General features: G+C 36.1%; 10 protein-coding genes. 3 read left to right on the top strand and 7 right to left on the bottom strand.

Annotated features, from left to right (window positions below):
- Positions 1-90 precede the first annotated feature (90 nt).
- From CG11_RS14175 to CG11_RS14160, 4 genes are all read right to left on the bottom strand, one after another.
- Positions 91-2,613: a T9SS type A sorting domain-containing protein gene (locus tag CG11_RS14175; RefSeq protein WP_052597295.1), complete on the bottom strand. Its 2,523-nt coding sequence runs from the start codon at positions 2,611-2,613 to the stop codon at positions 91-93.
- A gap of 409 nt (positions 2,614-3,022) precedes the next feature.
- Positions 3,023-4,654 carry a leucine-rich repeat domain-containing protein gene (locus CG11_RS14170; protein WP_052597293.1) on the bottom strand — a complete coding sequence of 544 codons (1,632 nt, stop codon included), beginning with the start codon at positions 4,652-4,654 and terminating at the stop codon, positions 3,023-3,025.
- 64 nt (positions 4,655-4,718) lie between these two features.
- Positions 4,719-6,551, bottom strand: coding sequence for a DNA helicase RecQ (recQ, locus tag CG11_RS14165; RefSeq protein ID WP_052597291.1), 1,833 nt, complete (start codon positions 6,549-6,551; stop codon positions 4,719-4,721).
- Between the two features lie 431 nt (positions 6,552-6,982).
- Positions 6,983-7,924 carry a lipopolysaccharide assembly protein LapB gene (locus tag CG11_RS14160; protein WP_052597289.1) on the bottom strand — a complete coding sequence of 314 codons (942 nt, stop codon included), beginning with the start codon at positions 7,922-7,924 and terminating at the stop codon, positions 6,983-6,985.
- A gap of 567 nt (positions 7,925-8,491) precedes the next feature.
- Here CG11_RS14160 and CG11_RS14155 point away from each other — a divergent pair.
- Entirely contained in the window at positions 8,492-8,968 is a 477-nt protein-coding gene (locus tag CG11_RS14155) for a DUF5606 domain-containing protein (protein ID WP_052597288.1), read from the top strand.
- Between the two features lie 139 nt (positions 8,969-9,107).
- Here CG11_RS14155 and CG11_RS14150 read toward each other — a convergent pair whose 3' ends face one another.
- From CG11_RS14150 to CG11_RS14140, 3 genes are all read right to left on the bottom strand, one after another.
- A complete protein-coding gene (locus tag CG11_RS14150) occupies positions 9,108-10,220 on the bottom strand; it encodes an OmpA family protein (RefSeq protein WP_052597286.1) in 1,113 nt (370 codons plus the stop codon).
- A 186-nt stretch (positions 10,221-10,406) separates the two neighbouring features.
- Positions 10,407-11,273: an OmpA family protein gene (locus CG11_RS14145; protein ID WP_052597285.1), complete on the bottom strand. Its 867-nt coding sequence runs from the start codon at positions 11,271-11,273 to the stop codon at positions 10,407-10,409.
- A 249-nt stretch (positions 11,274-11,522) separates the two neighbouring features.
- Positions 11,523-14,474 (bottom strand): CHAT domain-containing tetratricopeptide repeat protein, encoded by a 2,952-nt coding sequence (locus tag CG11_RS14140; RefSeq protein ID WP_052597282.1) that lies wholly within the window; start codon positions 14,472-14,474, stop codon positions 11,523-11,525.
- Positions 14,475-14,569: 95 nt separating this feature from the next.
- On the opposite strand from CG11_RS14140, the gene CG11_RS14135 reads away from it, so the two are divergent.
- Both CG11_RS14135 and CG11_RS14130 read left to right on the top strand, forming a co-directional pair.
- Positions 14,570-15,370 (top strand): helical backbone metal receptor, encoded by an 801-nt coding sequence (locus tag CG11_RS14135; RefSeq protein WP_052597280.1) that lies wholly within the window; start codon positions 14,570-14,572, stop codon positions 15,368-15,370.
- Positions 15,371-15,751: 381 nt separating this feature from the next.
- Positions 15,752-17,653, top strand: a complete 1,902-nt coding sequence (locus CG11_RS14130; RefSeq protein WP_052597278.1) for an ATP-dependent DNA helicase RecQ — start codon at positions 15,752-15,754, stop codon at positions 17,651-17,653.
- The last annotated feature ends 16 nt before the right edge of the window (positions 17,654-17,669 follow it).

Raw genomic sequence — 17,669 nt, 5'->3', positions numbered from 1 at the left:
AGCGTTTGAGCGTTCTCTTAAAAAGAACAAAATAGCCTTGAAAAATTCCAAGACTATTTTGTTAGAGATTCAGTATGGTTGAATGACTACTTATCGATTTTGGATGATAAGTTTTTGAGTACTAATTTCGTTGCCAACTTGGAAACGGACAAAGTAAGTTCCACTTGGTAATGCATCAGTTGGTAGTTTTATGACTGCTTCTTGAGTAGCTTGGAGACTGATTTTCTCTTGGCTACGCCCAGTAATATCAATGATTTCAATTGTTAAATCCGTTGTTTCAGCAAAACTAAACTTAGCAAAAGCATTCCCAAGGGTTGGGTTGGGATAAACTTGGATGTTCTCTTCCATTTCCAAACTATTAAGTCCTAGATTAATACTGACGCAAGCACTATCCGAACAACCATTATCATCTGTAATCGTTACACAATAAGCCACTCCAGCAGTTAATCCTGTTGCTGTAGCAGTCGTATCGCCATTACTCCACAAGAAAGTATAAGTAGTAGTGGTAACACCTCCCGAACCCGTAGCCGTAGCCGTTCCATTGCCATTATCAACAGCACTAGCAACAAGATCTGAAATACTCACCTCGATTGTATCCATTCCAACGCAACTGTTTGTATCTATAACCGTAGCTATATACATTCCAGAAGTATTTACGACAGTAGTTTGTGTTGTATCTCCGTTGGACCAATTGTAGCTGCTTCCCAAATTACCTGCATCTAAAGTAACCGTGCTGTGATCGCATTCTATAATATCTGCTCCTAGCATAACAATAGGATTGGAATGAATTTCAATGTCAATGGTATCTGTTGCCGAGCAGTTGTTGCTATCCGTGACCATTACAGTGTATATTCCAGAAGTGCTTATTACAGTAGTTTGTGTTGTATCTCCATTAGACCAATTGTAGTTGCTCCCAGAATTTGCTGCGTCTAAAGTAACCACTCCACCACATTGATTAATATTGGTACCTAAATTAATACTTGGTGCATTGCCAACGGTTACAGGAACAGGGATTCTAGCACTAGGGCAAAGCAAACCTGTTATTTTCCAGTCGTAAAAGAAAAAGTAGATACCACCATTACTAGAACCTGTAATATCAACAATATTAGTAGCACTATAAGGAAAGGCAGCACCATTAGAATAACCTAAGGCTCCAACAGTGGATCCAAAGCTATTCATTCTGTAATCACCAGGAGCAATTGTTATTCCTACAGGAATGCGCACAGGATCAAAAGCAGCATTAGGCTCGACTAAAACACTGATAGAGTCATAGACAATAGCACCAGTAGGATCTGTAATTCTTATACTTACCAAACCCGTATCGTTGGGGTAAAGGGTCATACTATCTATTGTAAATTCGCCCAGTGCTGTAAAGTTTTGATAAAAATTAAGCGTATTAGGATTGGTTGAGTTGGTATTTGGACCTAGGTGTCCTACGTTGGTCGTGACGACTTGAGCTGCATTGACATAAAACGTAGTGTTGGTAGCGATAGGACCTGTTGGGTAGTTGTCTCCTTTGGCTAATATATTGCCACCGAAAGCGCTATCAAACCAAGTATGAACAAAACCAGAGATGGGCGTTGCGATTAAGGTTGTAGAGTCTCCTAGAGAACAAATACTTGCCCCTGTTACAGTAGGGTTAGTAATACCTGTAAATGTAAGTGTTATACTAGCAGTATCGTTTTCAGGAATAGAATCTGTTGTTAAGGTAGTAAAAGCAGTAAGAGTAACGGTACCACCAGCATAAGTGTTGAGGAAGTCAATGGTAAAAGTATCTAGCTGACCAAAAGCAACTGAGTCACTGTTTGTTCCAGATACCGTTCCTGTCAAATCACCTGTCATGTTAATGGTTACATTTGCTCCGACTATCGTATTGGCTCCACAGTTTTCCATGACAACGGTCACACTTGTCATACTGTCTCCACAAGTGATACCACTAGGAGATAAAATGGCGACGACTCCAATGTTGTAAGGGACAATTTTTTCTAATTTGACATCATCAACGGTGAACCCATCTGAGCCATTAGGAGTAGAAGACATAAAATTATCTTCCTGTCCAAAACGAATCTCAAAAGTAGAAGAGTAATTTTGCCCTGCATTGAGTAGAATCGTAGAAATATTCATTTTCTCTACAAATTGATACGTGCCATTAGGAACAGAGATGCTGCTCCAATTCAATATTTCGATCCAAGTATCGGTATTGCTACCTCGTATCCAGACACGATCATTTACATCAGGTTCATCCCCATGATCCATCCAAGCAAAACTTAACCCAATAGCATCGGCATTAGCATCATAATTCGATAAATCCCAATGACCAATTAAATAGTTAATAGGTTCTGGATTAGCTCCATTAAGTATGGCATCTAATGTAATTGCTTTAGTACCGCTATTAGGGTAGCCTGTTCCTGCTTGTGTACGTATTCTACCTTGAGCCGTTGAAGTCTCGAACTCCCAACCTGTGAGCCCAGTAATAGTTGCTAAATTTGAAGAGGTTTCAATAGAATCTGCTCCTTCAAAATCTTCATGATAAGGTAAGGTGATTTGAGCATAAGTTTCTAGAGAGAAAAAAGATAGAAATAGGAATAGTAGAAAATTAAATGTTTGATTCATAGTCTTTATTTTAATAAAAGATGTACCTACAAAAAATGTTTTTTTGAAAAAATTAATACTGCAAAATTCTACTGCTAGAATTAAGATTGAAAGAATACAATTAGAAGTAGTTTCTACTGTATTGATAACTCAAATGTAGGTAATGAAAAATGTAGTAAAAAAACTATGTTCTCAAGCTCATTAATTCTGTTATGAACGAACACTTTTCTGTTATTGGGAATATTATAGAAAGGTTGAATCGCATTGAGAAAGGGGCATAGGAGTGAATTCAGCAAGTTATCGCTCTTGTTGATTGAGTTGGTAGTTTGGGAGTTAAACTAGCGAAAGAAGACTGGTCTGAAATTAATAAATTAGGGCTGGGGATAGAAGCTGCGTCCTAACTCTGAGAACGCAAGCATTAAGATAAAAACTAACTAACTGTTAGTTTCAAATGTTTAAGTTTTAATTTGCGTTTTAGATTTGTTTTTCTATCCTCAGTAACAAATTCCTTTTTGCTAAGATAGACAATTGTTTGGGCAGGCAGTGCTGCTAGGTTTGAAAAATCTTCTAATTTATTATTTTTGAGAGAGAGTGATTTTAAATTAACCAATCCTTCTAGTCCTTCGACTTTAGAAATAGCGCTCGATTCGATTTTTAAGAGTTGAATATTTTTCAAATGCTCTAGTTGTTCTATTTTTGAAATTTGTGTAGAGCTTAGGGCCAAATACTGAAGCTGATTGCCTTTGATGTATGGAATAGCTTGTAGTGCATTCATCCAAATAGTAAGAGAAAGGGTACTGTCGGGTAAAATAAGTTTTTGAATGCCAGTGTGTTGTTTTTTGTCTGCGGAAATAGATATGGTTTTTAGATTTTTACAAAAAGACCAGTCTTCTGGTAGTCTGTTATCTTTGAGCAAAGACAATCGAAGGGTCGATAAGTTTGGAAAAGAACGTAAAAAGTCAAGGTTTTGGACGCCAACTAAATTGTTGAGCCAAAGCGTTTCAATAGAGGGGATATCCTTATCAAGCCATGCTTCAAAGTTGTTTGGACCATCCCCAATATAATTCAAATGAAGTTCTGTAACACTATCCGCTTTCTCAAGAGCATGTATGTTACAATGATTAGGAACATTTTGAAGGAGTATTTTGGGCGCAGAAGCACTATCTTGTGTTGCCAATTGGCGATGCAAATTAGAAAACTTCGCAAAATCTATGTGGGAAGGTTGGGAATTAAAAGTTATATGGTCAAGCCCTCCATAGGATACTTTAGAATCTATTGTTTTTAAGTACTTTACTAGTCGGGTTTCTTCTTCTTTAAAATCCGTTTTTGTATCGGCTGTAAGGTCTGCTTCTGCTGCTGCTTGAAGGTCAAAATTAGAACTAGTATCAATTCCAAATGCAGACAAATCTAATTCAAGATGTGGTAATAAATGTGGCAACATGATGCCTAAATGCTTGTTATAAAAATTCTCCTTGTCCTGAAATAAAAATGCATATTGCCAATTATAGAAACACTTGGCTTGGTAAGCTAATTGAATGTAATCTAGGACACCTATTTTTAGGTCATAGACCTTTTTTGCATTTTCGCTATCAAAGAAATAGACCTTGTTTTTAACCTGTCCATTTACCTTTTTCAAACAAGCAACACGAGTCCAATGTCGATCAAATGGCAAATATTCAACGCCTTTTTGATTCAAAAAATTGGTATAAAATGTATCGGACATCATTTCTTGAAAGGAAACTATATTTAAGTTACCTCCAAGGCATTCTTCAGGAGACAATCCCCTGTCTTCCAATACCTCCTTCTGAACCCAATTGCTAGTTAGTAAATTGCCTTTTTTATCTTTAGAAAGTGACCAAAAGACACTGATTTTTTGAACAGTTGTATAGAGCTTATGCAGATCATGTAGAAGGTCTGGATGAAAAATATCTTTATAATTATCAAGGTTAAAAGCCGGATTAGGTTGCTCCAATATAAGAGGGTCAACGGAGAGCTCAACTTGTTTTTTATCAAAAGCCAAGAGTTCTTGGTGTAACTGTTGTGTGTATTGGAGTGGAGTCATGATACTTAGATTATTAATACAATAAAGAATAAAATAGGTAAGTGTTTGGACATTGCTAATGTACCTAGGTCTCTCGTTCTTGGAATTCTAGAATCGCCTCAATAAATTGCGAACCATAATGTGCTGCCTTGTGTTCACCAACTCCATTGACTTCCAAAAAAGCATCTAGTGTTGTTGGGGCTTTGGCACTCATGTCTTTTAAACTAGCATTACTAAAGACAACAAAAGCAGGTTTGTTGATTTGTTTGGCAAGCTTTTGACGCAACAAACGCAAGTGTTCGTATAGAGAAGGATTGCTTTCTAAAACGAGTTTAGGAGCTACTTTGGCTTGTTTTTTTTGAGTGTCTTGACGTTCTCTAATAACATCATAACTTACCAGTTTGACAGAAACATCCCCCTTTAATATACGCCAACTATAATCGTTAAGCTTGAGATTATAGTGATCCTTGTAATCTAATTCTAGTATTCCTTGTTGAATCAGTTGTTGAATGTAAAGTTGCCAAGCTACAGCCGTTGTTTTTTTGCCGACAGCAAAGGTTTTTATATCGTGATATTTTTTTTCTCGAACTACTTCAGTATAAAACCCTTTCAAAATATCAATCAAGGTGCTAAGACTAATTTTTTGCTGTGTTCTTGCCACCGCAGAAAGTGCCATTTGAGCAAGCAGAGTTCCATCAAAAAATTTAGGAGGATTTTTGCAGACATCGCAATTGCCGCAATCCTCTTCTAAGGTTTCGCTAAAGTAACTCAATAGAATTTTTCGCCGACAAACTTGCGCTTCTGCATATTCTTGCATTCGCTGGAGCTTGGCAATTTGAATATCTCTATAAATTTCATTGTCAATTTCACTAGCAAAACCCAAATGCGTTTGAACATCTCGATAACTATAAAATAGAATTGTATCAGAGTTTTGTCCATCTCGTCCTGCCCGACCAATTTCTTGATAAAAGCTCTCCAAGTTGCCAGGCATATTGTAATGAATTACGTAACGCACATCAGGTTTGTCAATGCCCATTCCAAAAGCGATGGTAGCACAAATAACATCCAAATCCCCTTGAATAAAGGCATCCTGCGTTTTTTCTTTGAGGCGATTCATCATACCTGCATGATAACAAGCAGCTTTGACACCTTCAGCTTTTAGTTTTGCTGCCAAGGATTCGGTTGATTTTCGACTACTACAATATATAATGCCGCTTTTATTGGCATATTTTCGAACAATCCGACGAATCTGTTCCCATTTTTTTTGTCCAGGCAAAACAGATAACGATAGATTGGAACGATCAAAAGAAGAAAGAAAGGTAGTAGGGCTCTGCATACCCAATAGTTGGCCAATATCTGATCGTACTGCTTTGTCTGCGGTAGCGGTTAAGGCAACCATTGTAGCTTGTGGTAGTTTGTTTTTGAGTAAGTATAATTTTTGATATTCTGGACGAAAATGATGTCCCCAACTACTAACGCAATGGGCTTCGTCTATAGCAATTAGTCGAATGTTTAATAAAGTAAGAAAAGAAAGAAAATTTTGAGCAAAAACTTTTTCAGGAGAAACATAGAGCAACTTTAACTCATGACGTTCTAGTTGTGCTTCAATTTCTTTTTCTTCGGCTGTGGTAAGACTAGAGTTGAGGTATGCCGCAGGAATGCCATTGGCATTTAAGGCTTGCACTTGATCTTTCATTAAGGCAATTAGAGGGGAAATGACCAACGTTAGCCCCTCTAAAAGCAATGCGGGGACTTGGTAGCAAAGTGATTTTCCGCCTCCTGTTGGCATCAGTACAATGGTATCATTGCCTTCTAAAATATGTGTGATAATGGCTTCTTGTTGATCTCGAAAACTATTGTAGCCAAAATGAGTCTTTAATTTTTGGTAAAGTGTACTTTTGTCGTGCTTTATGATCATTCTTAATTTCGTATCAGTATTATCGGAAGGGAATAAAGCCAACCTTTAACGCTATATCGCAAATTATTGTTACAAATAAAGCTTGAATTTATCGTTTTTTTTTGTGAATTACGATTTCTTAACTCATCTTATCGTGAAAAAGTGGTTGCAAATTTTAAAATAGATGCATCTCAAAAAACTAGCTGTTACATTATTTAATACTCCGTTGATTTTTTAGTTTTCCTACGAACCCGTAGGCTCACGAAGTAAAAACGTAAAAAAGCATCTTGCATTAGTTTGATTATCAGTCTTTTAGTGTAAAGGCTATTAAAGGTGCATCTTACTGATAATCAAACTAATACGATTTAGCTGCGCTGCTACTACGTGGTTTCAACGGAGTAATGATTATTGGGAGCATATTTTAATTAAATACAATTTTCTATAGAGTAATATTAATTAGCAAAAGCAGTGTTTTGATTGACAGCTGCTTGTATGATAGAACGCTTGTCTTTTATACATTTTTTTTTGTAGCGTTTGGCAACATAATCAGGCGTTTCTAGACAAGTGCAAAAGCGAAACGTTTCCTCTTTTTGCTCCAATGCAAGGTTCATTTTTTTATCATTGAGAGGCGTAAGAAAATAAAAAGCACCTAAACGTTCGTAGATTGGTAAGGTTTCGTTGGTCATAATTTCGCTTGCCTTTTTTTCTTGTTCTCGGACACTTTCTATCAAATCAGGATCAATAAATATGAAATGAATCGACTGTTCTTTTGTCTCGTTATAAAATGTACCATACCAGCGTTGAGCCAAGCCAATTTGCTCTAGTCGATCGGAATCAAATTTGTAGCCTGCTTCATTTCTAACATTACGAGCAATTAGTTTCTGTGCAGCTACAGAGTTAATAATATAACTAGGCTTCTTGATGTAATTGGTTAAATATTCAGGATTCAAACGATGGTGTTTGATTAAATATGCCCAAAGGCAAATGTCTTGAAATTCGGTACGAACAGCTTCATCATCAGGGTTGTCTTGCAAATAGGTTAAAGCTGTTTTGTAGGCACTTTCAAAATCCCCCTTTTGTAAATATGCTCGACTTAATCCGAGGATGCATCGTTGATTAATGCGATTGATATTGTCAAATTGAAGTGTTTTTTCATAATAATGTATGGCAGAATCCAATTGGTGTAAATGATAATAAGCCTTAGCAATATGGAATTGCGTGCTAGGTTGTTGAGCTGCAATTGTTGTTTCATATTGCTTGAAATTGGCAATTGCAGCTTTATAGTTAGCCGATTCAAAACTTTGAATACCATTTTCCCAATGTGCCTCTTGACCATGTATTGTAGCAAGAAAGGATGAAAATAAAACGAAATAAATTGGTAGTAGTGACTTCATAATTTTTATAATTATTTTTTTAAAAAATATTATTTTGCCAACAGTTCGAATGAAATGTAAGTGAAGCTTATTCTACAATAAGTAGAGGTGCATATCCTAGAATAGCCAATAATAGGATAGGTGAGAGAGAGAACGCATTCTTTTGGGCTAAAGAATGTTCTTACTGTAGTGAAAGTTAGTAAGGAAAAATGCTTGTGAGTAGCATTGTTATTATTTATAACGAATGAAAGGCAATTTTGTTTGTAAAAATAGTATAAAATATAATATGAAATGAAGGTTTTTAAGATAGGTGTTAACATCTATCTTATCACTTAACGTTATGAAAATTGTAATAAGCCGAAATATTAGGGCTATGAATTCGTTGAGTTGGCTCAAATTTGTATTTTTGTCGGGTTTAGTCGAAATACTACTTAATAGTTAGTTATTCAAAAACTTAAAATTGGTATTAAGAACAAACAATTTAAAACCAACAAAATGGTATTTATTGTAAATAGTATTTTACCTCAATTAAGTAAATTTTTGTTGGGAAAATAAACAGAGTTATAATTTATAAAAGAAAAATAAAAAATGAATTTAGAGAAACTTGTTGCGGTTAGTGGACGTTCAGGAATTTATAAAATGGCAGCTAATCGTCCTAATGGATTAATTATTGAAGATTTGGATACAGGCAAGAAATTTTTTGCGCCAAGTAGAAGACATCAATTTACTCCTTTAGAATCTATTTCTATTTATACAGATACAGAAGAGGCTACAGTAGAACTAAAAGCAGTATTTATTAGCATGTTAACTCAATTGGAATCCAACCCTCCAGTAGCAACAAAAGCAAGTTCTGTAGAGATTAAGAACTATTTTGAAGGAATTTTGCCAGAGTATGACAGAGATAAAGTATTGGTGAGTGACATCAAGAAATTGATCAAATGGTTCAATTTCTTAAATGAAAGAGGTTTATTGAGTTTGCCAACAGAAGAAGAACTAGCGGCAGAGGCAGCGGCAAAAGAAGAAGCAGCCAAAAAGGAGGAAAAAGTAGACCAAACAGAGGAGTAGTTTATCTGAAAGAAAGCTATCAATAAAAATAATGAAGCAGAGTCCTTTACTTTAAAGGCTCTGTTTTTTTTTATTAAAAAAAATAAAGTCTGCAATTGACATCAATTGCAGACTTATAAGGAAGGAAGAAAGTAAATTTTTAGTTCTTCAAGATGTTCATAATTTCGTCCAACTGAGGAGATAAAATAATTTCAGTACGACGGTTTTTAGCTTTTCCAGCTTCAGTATCGTTAGATGCAATAGGCACATGCTCGCCACGTCCTGCCGCAGTAATTCTACTTGGTTTAACTTTGTTTTTGATTAACTGATCGACAATAGACAAAGAGCGTTTGGTACTCAATTCCCAGTTCATTTTTTCATCTCCATCGCTATCGGTATGCCCTTCTACCAAGACGTTGATTTCATTATTTTTGTTCAAAACCTCAGCCAATTTTGTAATTGCCCCAGCCCCCTTGCTGTCCAAACGAGCACTTCCAGTAGCAAATAGCAAATTCTGACTTAAAGACACGTATACCTTTCCATTGCGTTGTTCTACACTCAAGTCAGAGGACTCAAAACCCAACAAAGCTTGTGATAATTTGTCTTTTAGCGCTTTGGCTTTTGCATCGCGAGAGGCAATAGCATCTTCTAATTCTTTAACTCGTTTTTCACGTGCTGCCAAGCTACTTTCTAGTGCAGCTACTTTTTCTTCGCGGGCTTTTAGACTTTTTTCTAACGCTGATTTATCGCCTTGAAGGTTATCAATATTAGCATTTTTGTCTTCTAAGTCTTTTTGCAGTCGTTCGATTTCTGCACGTTCTTGGTCCATGCGTTGTTTCATGTCTGCCATTTCTCGCTCACGACGGCGAATCTCGTCCTCTTTGCGGCGAATTTCTTCTTGTTTGCGTGTAACTTCTTCTGTCAATTCTCTGCTTTTTCCTGCTGCTTCTTGTGTTAATTTTTCGTTGACTGCCAATACTTTGTCGTAAAGAATTTGCAAGTCTTTGTTAAGCTTTTCTTGTTGATCATAACGAGTTTTAATCAAAGTATAATCTTTGTCTAGTTCTTGAAGCTCTTTTTCAATTTTTTGAATTTCTTTTTGAGCTAACTCAAGTTCCTCTTGTGCTTGTTCGGCACTTTGTTTTGCTTGTGAAGCCTCTTGTTGAGCCTTTGTTTTAGCAGATACTTCTTCTTGGAATTTTCGATTGGGAACACAAGACAATAATGATCCAAAAAAGAAAAGGATAATACAGTAGTTAAAGTATTTTTGCATGACGATTTAATTAATTGTTTTGGAAGTTATAAGCAACTCCACTATGTGAGATTAAAATATCAAGTGTTACTAACAATAGTTCGTTGAAATCACGAAGTAGCAGCGTAGCTAACTACTATTACTAAATAATTTTCATTGATTGACTGCTTTCGTTTGAAAGGATAAAGCAACTCTAAAACCGAATAGTTAGTCAATTGGAACTACCTTTAGTAGTTCTAGGTTTTGATAATGCAAGACAATTTCAGTACGGCTATTTTTGTGATTAGCTTCGGGATCTTCTTCCGAAACAATAGGTTTGAACTGCCCGTAGCCAATCACCCGAATCTTATCTTGTGGGATGTCCTTCTGTGTTAACGTATAGAGTACCGATAAGGTTTTGCGAGTACTATTTTTCCAATTATCTTTAACGGCACTACTAGCGGGCATATGCCCATTGATGTCAATATAAACCGCAGGGTATTTTTTGAATAGTTCTGCTAGTTGATAGAGCAATGCTCGTCCATTGCTTGATACCGAACGACTAGATGATGAAAATAAGTCTTTGTTATCAAATGTCAAGGTTAATTCATCCTTGTTGAGCCATTGAACTAATTTAAATTCAGGATTAGCAGCAAGTAAAGCGTTAATATCATCCCGAATAGCTCGCAAAGAGCGATTTTGAGTCGTTAACCCTGATTTAATTTTTCTATAAGGTTCTAATTCTGTTTTGATTAATAAATCTTTGTCGGCTAATTTTTTTTGTGTTTGTTTCAACTGAGCCTGACAATTAACGGTAGCCGATTGTGCAGCATCTAAAGCCGATTGGTTGTCTTCCAGTTGTTGCTGCAAACTCTTGATTGTTCCCGATTGTGTTAGGTTGGCAGATGACGAGGCGTCTTTCAATTTGTTGAGTTCTCGTTTGGCTTGTGACAACTCTTGCTTGGTTCCTAAAAGTGTATTTTCCAATTTTAGTTTTTCTTCTTCCAACGCCTTGAATTTTTTTGTTCCGACACAGCTTGAACACAAAAAAGAAAATAAGACAATAATGTACCCTAAAGATAACAGTTGTTTCATCTAATGAATGGATTACTTAAGTAAATGGCTATAATAATAGTAGTTAATGGTACTGCTATGGTAATAACATAATACATTACTTCGTGGCTTTTTTATAAAAGACCCAAAAAGCCACGAAGTATTAATAACGTATACCTAAAACACATGGGTAAAGTTAAGAGTTTTTGAATAAAAGAAGTCATTTTTATAGAACTTCATGTTATATGATTTTGATCTTAATACGCTAAATGAAATCTATTGGCAAAAGACCTAGTCAAATGTCGTATTATCAAGGTCAATTCGCTCTTTGCGTCTTCTGAGAAACAATCGGAAAAGGACAATAACCAATACAATTGAAAGTATAAATAAGAACAAATTTGTCATCGAAAAAAGAAGTTCTTGTTCTAGTTTTAAAGCCTCATGGTTGCCCAATTGGATAAAGGCAGCCCACAAAGCAGGATGTGCAGAAATACCTTCGGTGTTTTCTAAATAGAATAATTTGGCAGCTTGTAGTGCTTCGCTCTTTGTTTTGCCCATTTTGAGTTCGTTATAAAAATATTCCATTATTTTAGAAGTAGAGTAGTCGTTGACTTGCCACAAGCTAACCACCAAACTAGGCACCCCCGCATGCATGAACGAACGTGCCAAGGACATAATCCCTTCTCCACGTTCAAACTTTCCATACCCCGTTTCGCAAGCACTTAAAACAACCAATTGTGCGTCAAACGATAAATTACTTATTTCGAAAGCATGTAAAAAATTGTCTTCGACCTCGCTGCCATTTTCGGTAAATGCCAAAGAAGAAGCAATCGGATTTTTTTGATTTAAAATACCGTGCATGGCCAAATGGATAATTCCATGTTGAGGAACCTTCTTTTTAAAAAGATGTTCCGACGCCTCATTGCCATAAAGAAATGTGCCCAAGGCTATTTTTTCCAGTGTTTTAACCTCGTTGATCGCTTCGGGGAGAGGGGCTAGGTTATGCCGAATAAGCAAATCTTCCTCTGTTCGATTTTGTTGCGTAAAATTCGTTTTATTATAATCGGCTGCAACAGCAAGTAGACGAACATTTTGCGACAAAAAATTGTACTGATCTTTATTTTTTAAAAGCAGCGTACCCGAATAAGAGTATTGTATTTCATAGTCTTTGAGTAAATAATTTTTCTGGTGATAATCGACAAGAGGTTGTGCTTGATAACTTGTGGTAAATGCCTCAAAGGGAAGGTGTCCTAGTAGATGATCGGGAATAATAATTAGTCGTTTGAATTTTTGTGATGTTAGGGCAGGCGCTACAAAGGAATTATAAAATTTATAGGATAGTTGGTCGTATAATTCTCCTGCTTTTATAGGATTTTTTTGAACATACTTCAAATTGGTTAATACCTTTCTAAAAGTATGGATGTCATTCATATAATTACTGTCTAATTGGATGGTTTGTAGGTGTGCATTTTGTTGAGTAATCGACCAGATATAAGCCTTTGGGTATTGTATATAGTAGGCAATTAGTTGAGTATTGGGGTCTAAAATTCGTGTTTGTAAATCTACGACAGATGCTATATTTGATTTATACTTGATTTGGTAATATTGAGGATAGTTTTGTTCCAATTGTTTGATGAGCTGTTCTTGGGCTCGTTTGAGTTCAAAAGTTTGCTCTTGCAAATCATAATAATCTACTTCAGAATTTTTTTTGTGTAATAATTTTTTATTCAATTGGCTAATAGCTTTTTTTAGTTGATTTTCTTTGAGAATCAGACTATCTGGAACGCCGCCAAAATTAAGTGCCTTTTGAGCACTTAATGCACTTGTTAAAACGGCATCTCTACTGCGTTCGGCTAATTGGAAGGCTGCTTCCAAATAACGCTTGTCTTTTGTGATTTGATACAATTCTTCTGCAAATTGAACGCCTAAAGTAAAGGGCATAAATCGCTCATTGAGTAAACCAAGTTTATCTTCATCACTCAATTCATTTTTAACTTTGTCTAAAATTTCTATTTGAGCAAGGATGGTTTGATGAGCGTGTTTGAGGTATTCTAATTTTTCTTCTTTTTGGTATAATTTATAGAAAACTCTAGAACGGTTATTGAGATTGCCAATAGCATTAATGGGATCTAGTATGTTGTGTTTTTGAACGACAGGGACTAAGTTAAGATAGGGATTATTGTCCTCAAAATCTTTGGTATTGGCGATAAAACTTTGTTGACTCGCTTGAAGGGCAGCTTCGTATCGTTCCATCAAATCTAATAGAATGACAAGGTTGCCATATGCAATTGCTACATCAGGATTGTGTTTGCCATGGATGTTTTCTTTGATTTGAATATTTTTCCTAAAATAAGTCTCGGCTGTTTCCAAATCACCAGTTTGAGCATAAGAAATTCCCAAATTGCTATAAGCAACAGATGCCAAAACGCTATTAGGTCCATGTTCTTTGACTGTAGCGGCTACATATTTGTGATACGTCTCTAGTCCTTTGTTGGGTTGTTTGGTTTGAATGTAATAAGCCCCTAAATTATTTAGCAACGATATTTCTAGTTGTTTACTAAGCGAACTGGTATCTTTTTGGGTAATAGCTAGTGCTTTGTTGATATACTTAATTTGTTCGCTATATTGCCCAGAAGTACTGTAAGCCATAGAAAAAGCACGATACAAACTTGCATAATCAATAAGAGACGCTTGAGGTGTTTTGTTATAAATAGAAAGTGTTTTATTAAAATATTCTAAGGCTTTGGTGGGTTCTCTCTTTTCTATGTAAAAAATCCCCATTTTCTGGTAGTTTCTACCCAAGTCAATTTGTTCTTCTAAACCTCCCAAGCTGTAGATAGAGGCTAATTTTTCGCCTTGTTGAATGGCTTTTTGATATTGGCTTGTTTGCTCGTAAATGGAGCGTGCTGCCCAGTGTGTTAAACTTAGATAGCGCAAAGAATCAGGATGTTGTTTGGCAATTTTTAACGCTTGGGTGATGTGAATGAGTGCCTCGTCGTAGGATTCTTGTACGCCAAAGAGATGTGATTTTACAGTATGATATGTTTGCAATTCAAGACTAGATTGGTCGAGTAGATGCAAATAATTTTGTTGAAATAACTTTAAATTAAAACGTGCTTCTTTTAATTTTTTTTCTTTAATTAAGTCGTGAATTTGAACCAGCTGCTCTAGAAGAGGGGGATCGCCTTGAGCTATAAGGTTGGGGCTGACCAAAAATAAAAAAACTAGTATTAGGTAATTCATATAATCTTGGTTCTTTTGTTGTAAATTAGGGTTCGTTTTGAAGCCTTTTCACACAAAATACTACCTCCATTTTCAGTATCCAAATAAATTTCTATATGAAATTAGTAATCGATCAAATGCATCAACAATTAGAAGTTCCTAAGGAGCCTAAGCGTATTGTTTCGTTAGTTCCTTCTCAGACCGAATTGCTTTATTATTGGGGATTAGATGAACGGGTAGTTGGAATAACGAAGTTTTGTATACATCCTAAAGAATGGTACAAAAATAAACCAAGAGTAGGAGGAACTAAAACCGTTGATCTAGAAAAAGTAAGGGCTTTGAAGCCTGATTTGATTATTGGCAATAAAGAAGAAAATACGCAGTCAGATATTGAAGCTTTGCAAAAGGAATTCCCTGTTTGGATGAGTGACATGCAAACCTTGGAAGAGGCTTGGGATATGATGACTTTGTTAGGAAATGTTTTAAATGTGCCCGATCAAAGTACGGCTCTAATTCAACAGTTAAAAGAAGATTTTTTAGCTTTAGTTAACGAACAAAGTGAGCCGCCTTGGCGAGTAGCGTATTTTATTTGGCAAAATCCTTATATGGTAGCGGGAGGTGACACGTTTATTGATGATGTATTAAAAAAAGCCAATTTTGAAAATGTTTTTGCTGAATCGTTGCGCTATCCATCGGTAACTGTGGCAGAAATTCAGGCGAAGCAACCAGAATTAATTTTATTATCTTCAGAACCTTATCCATTCAAAGAAAAGCACGTTCAAATATTTCAAGAAATTTGCCCTAACGCTAGAGTAGAAATAGTTGATGGTGAGCTCTTTTCTTGGTATGGTTCACGGTTGTTGGAGACAACCCATTATGTTAAAAAATTGCATCAAAAATTGGGTGCAAAAACTTGATATTGTACTTTTGTACGCAGTTGAATGGATAACACTACGATTTTTTGGACTTTGAAAGTTCAAAGTTATTGTTTTAGTAGGAGTTGGTCATAACAATAGTTAGCTGCGCTGCTGCTTTGTGGTCGTTGAAAAGCCTTATTGGTTTGATAATCAACAAGTTGTTTGCTTGTTGTGTTTTGGGTTAAAAATTTAATTATCAAACTAATGTAAATGTGATTTTTTATCTTTTTGGTAAAAGTAAACAACTAAGCGATAGCGATCTCACGACTGCAGGGAGCTAGTAGCACCGTAGGTAATCAACGACCACGTAGTAGCAGCGTAGCTAACTACTATCATCAGTCATGCGTTTATTAAATTCTAAAATCAAAAAGCAGAAGAAAATTGACACCACAAGAAGTACTCAAAAAATATTGGGGGTATGATGATTTTCGTCCATTACAATTGGACATCGTTCAGTCTGTATTGGACGGGAATGACACCTTGGCTCTGTTGCCAACAGGTGGAGGGAAGTCAATTTGTTTTCAGGTGCCAGCACTTTGCTTAGAAGGGATTTGTATAGTGGTTTCTCCCCTTATTGCATTGATGAAAGATCAAGTTAAAAACTTGAAAGAAAGGGGAGTTAGAGCTTATGCCATTTATTCGGGGATGAACATAGCCGAAATGGATCGAGTGTTGGACAATTGCATTCACGGAGGAGTACAGTTTTTATATTTATCACCTGAACGCTTGACATCAGACTTGGCTATAGAGCGTATCAAGCAAATGAATGTAAGTCTAATAGCAATAGATGAGGCGCATTGTATCTCTCAATGGGGCTATGATTTTAGACCATCGTACCTGAATATAGCAGAGATTAGAGAATTACTACCTAAAGTACCGCTAATTGCGCTGACGGCTACGGCAACAGCACCTGTCGTAAAGGATATTCAAGAAAAATTAGTCTTTTCCAAAGGAGCTAAGGTATTCCAAAAGAGTTTTACGCGTGAAAACTTATCCTACATTGTTCTTTATGAAGAAAATAAGCGCCGTAAGATGTTGGATATTCTTAAGCGAATAGCAGGCGCAGGAATTGTATATGTACAAAATCGACGAGAAACGCAGGAAGTAGCCTATTTTTTGAAAAAAAATGGTATATCGGCAGAATATTATCATGCTGGTAGAAATGGAGATACCAGAGAGAAAGTACAAGAAGATTGGATTAATAACAAAACTAGAATTATTGTGGCAACCAATGCCTTCGGAATGGGGATTGATAAGCCAGATGTTCGAGTTGTTATTCATTTGACGTTGCCAGATAGCTTGGAGGCTTATTTTCAAGAAGCTGGTCGAGCAGGTCGAGACGAACAAAGAGCATATGGTATTTTATTGTACAACCAATCGGATCGAATCAAGCAAGAACGCTATTTCAAACAGGCTTATCCTTCTGTCAAAGAAATTAGAAGGGTCTATCAAGCGCTGGGGTCTTATTATCAATTGGCGGTTGGAGCTGGTTTAGGACAGACGTTTGATTTGGATGTTCCAGATTTTGCCAAAACATTTAATCTAAATCCAATAGAAACCTTACATGCGCTTAAAGTGTTGATGAAGGAAGAGTATCTGGATTTGACAGAAAATGTATTTTTCCCTTCGACCTTGCGGGTGATTGTTCGGAAAGAAGAGATGTATGATTATATGCTTCGAAATAATAAGTTGCAACGACTAGTGCATATTATTTTACGTTCTTCGCAAGGAGCGTTTAATCATGATGTGAATATCAAAGAAGGGCAGTTGGCACACTCCTTAAAAGTGCCTCATAAGGAGTTGATTTTTATGTTAGAAAAATTGCACAAAGACGCAATTATTCAGTACAAACCCCAAAAAGATGCCCCCCAATTGACCTTTTTAGTAGAACGCTTACCTGAAAAAGAGCTTGTGATAGATCAACAGCGTTACCATTTTTTGAAAGAGCGTCAAAAAAAACGTTTAGAAAGCACGTTGTACTATGCCGAAACTTTGCAATGTAGAAATCAGCTTTTATTGGCTTATTTTGATGAAAATGGCGCCCCAAAATGTGGTCATTGTGATGTTTGCTTGGGTAGACACGACCAGTATGTGAAGCATCATGAGTATTATCAAATTAAAACTAAATTGGAATACTTGCTCAAAAAAGAGCCCACCGATTTGCATACGATAGTAGATGCATTTCCTGAGGACATCAAAGAAAAGGTACTCAAAGCTATTGAGCACCTTATGGATAATTATATGATTGTTCGAACGGGAAACAATCAGTTGCGTTGGAATTGACACAACTAATTAGAGT

This window comes from Aureispira sp. CCB-QB1 (assembly GCF_000724545.1).
Taxonomy (GTDB): domain Bacteria; phylum Bacteroidota; class Bacteroidia; order Chitinophagales; family Saprospiraceae; genus Aureispira.
Note: the sequence above shows the minus strand (reverse complement) of the source record. Positions and strands in the feature narration are given on the sequence as shown.

Excerpts from the sequence above, each read along its gene's own strand:
- CG11_RS14160 (WP_052597289.1), bottom strand. The coding sequence starts at position 7,924 with ATGAAGTCACTACTACCAATTTATTTCGTTTTATTTTCATCCTTTCTT.
- CG11_RS14145 (WP_052597285.1), bottom strand. The coding sequence starts at position 11,273 with ATGAAACAACTGTTATCTTTAGGGTACATTATTGTCTTATTTTCTTTT.
- CG11_RS14175 (WP_052597295.1), bottom strand. The coding sequence starts at position 2,613 with ATGAATCAAACATTTAATTTTCTACTATTCCTATTTCTATCTTTTTTC.
- recQ (WP_052597291.1), bottom strand. The coding sequence starts at position 6,551 with ATGATCATAAAGCACGACAAAAGTACACTTTACCAAAAATTAAAGACT.
- CG11_RS14150 (WP_052597286.1), bottom strand. The coding sequence starts at position 10,220 with ATGCAAAAATACTTTAACTACTGTATTATCCTTTTCTTTTTTGGATCA.
- CG11_RS14140 (WP_052597282.1), bottom strand. The coding sequence starts at position 14,474 with ATGAATTACCTAATACTAGTTTTTTTATTTTTGGTCAGCCCCAACCTT.
- CG11_RS14155 (WP_052597288.1), top strand. The coding sequence starts at position 8,492 with ATGAATTTAGAGAAACTTGTTGCGGTTAGTGGACGTTCAGGAATTTAT.
- CG11_RS14135 (WP_052597280.1), top strand. The coding sequence starts at position 14,570 with ATGAAATTAGTAATCGATCAAATGCATCAACAATTAGAAGTTCCTAAG.
- CG11_RS14170 (WP_052597293.1), bottom strand. The coding sequence starts at position 4,654 with ATGACTCCACTCCAATACACACAACAGTTACACCAAGAACTCTTGGCT.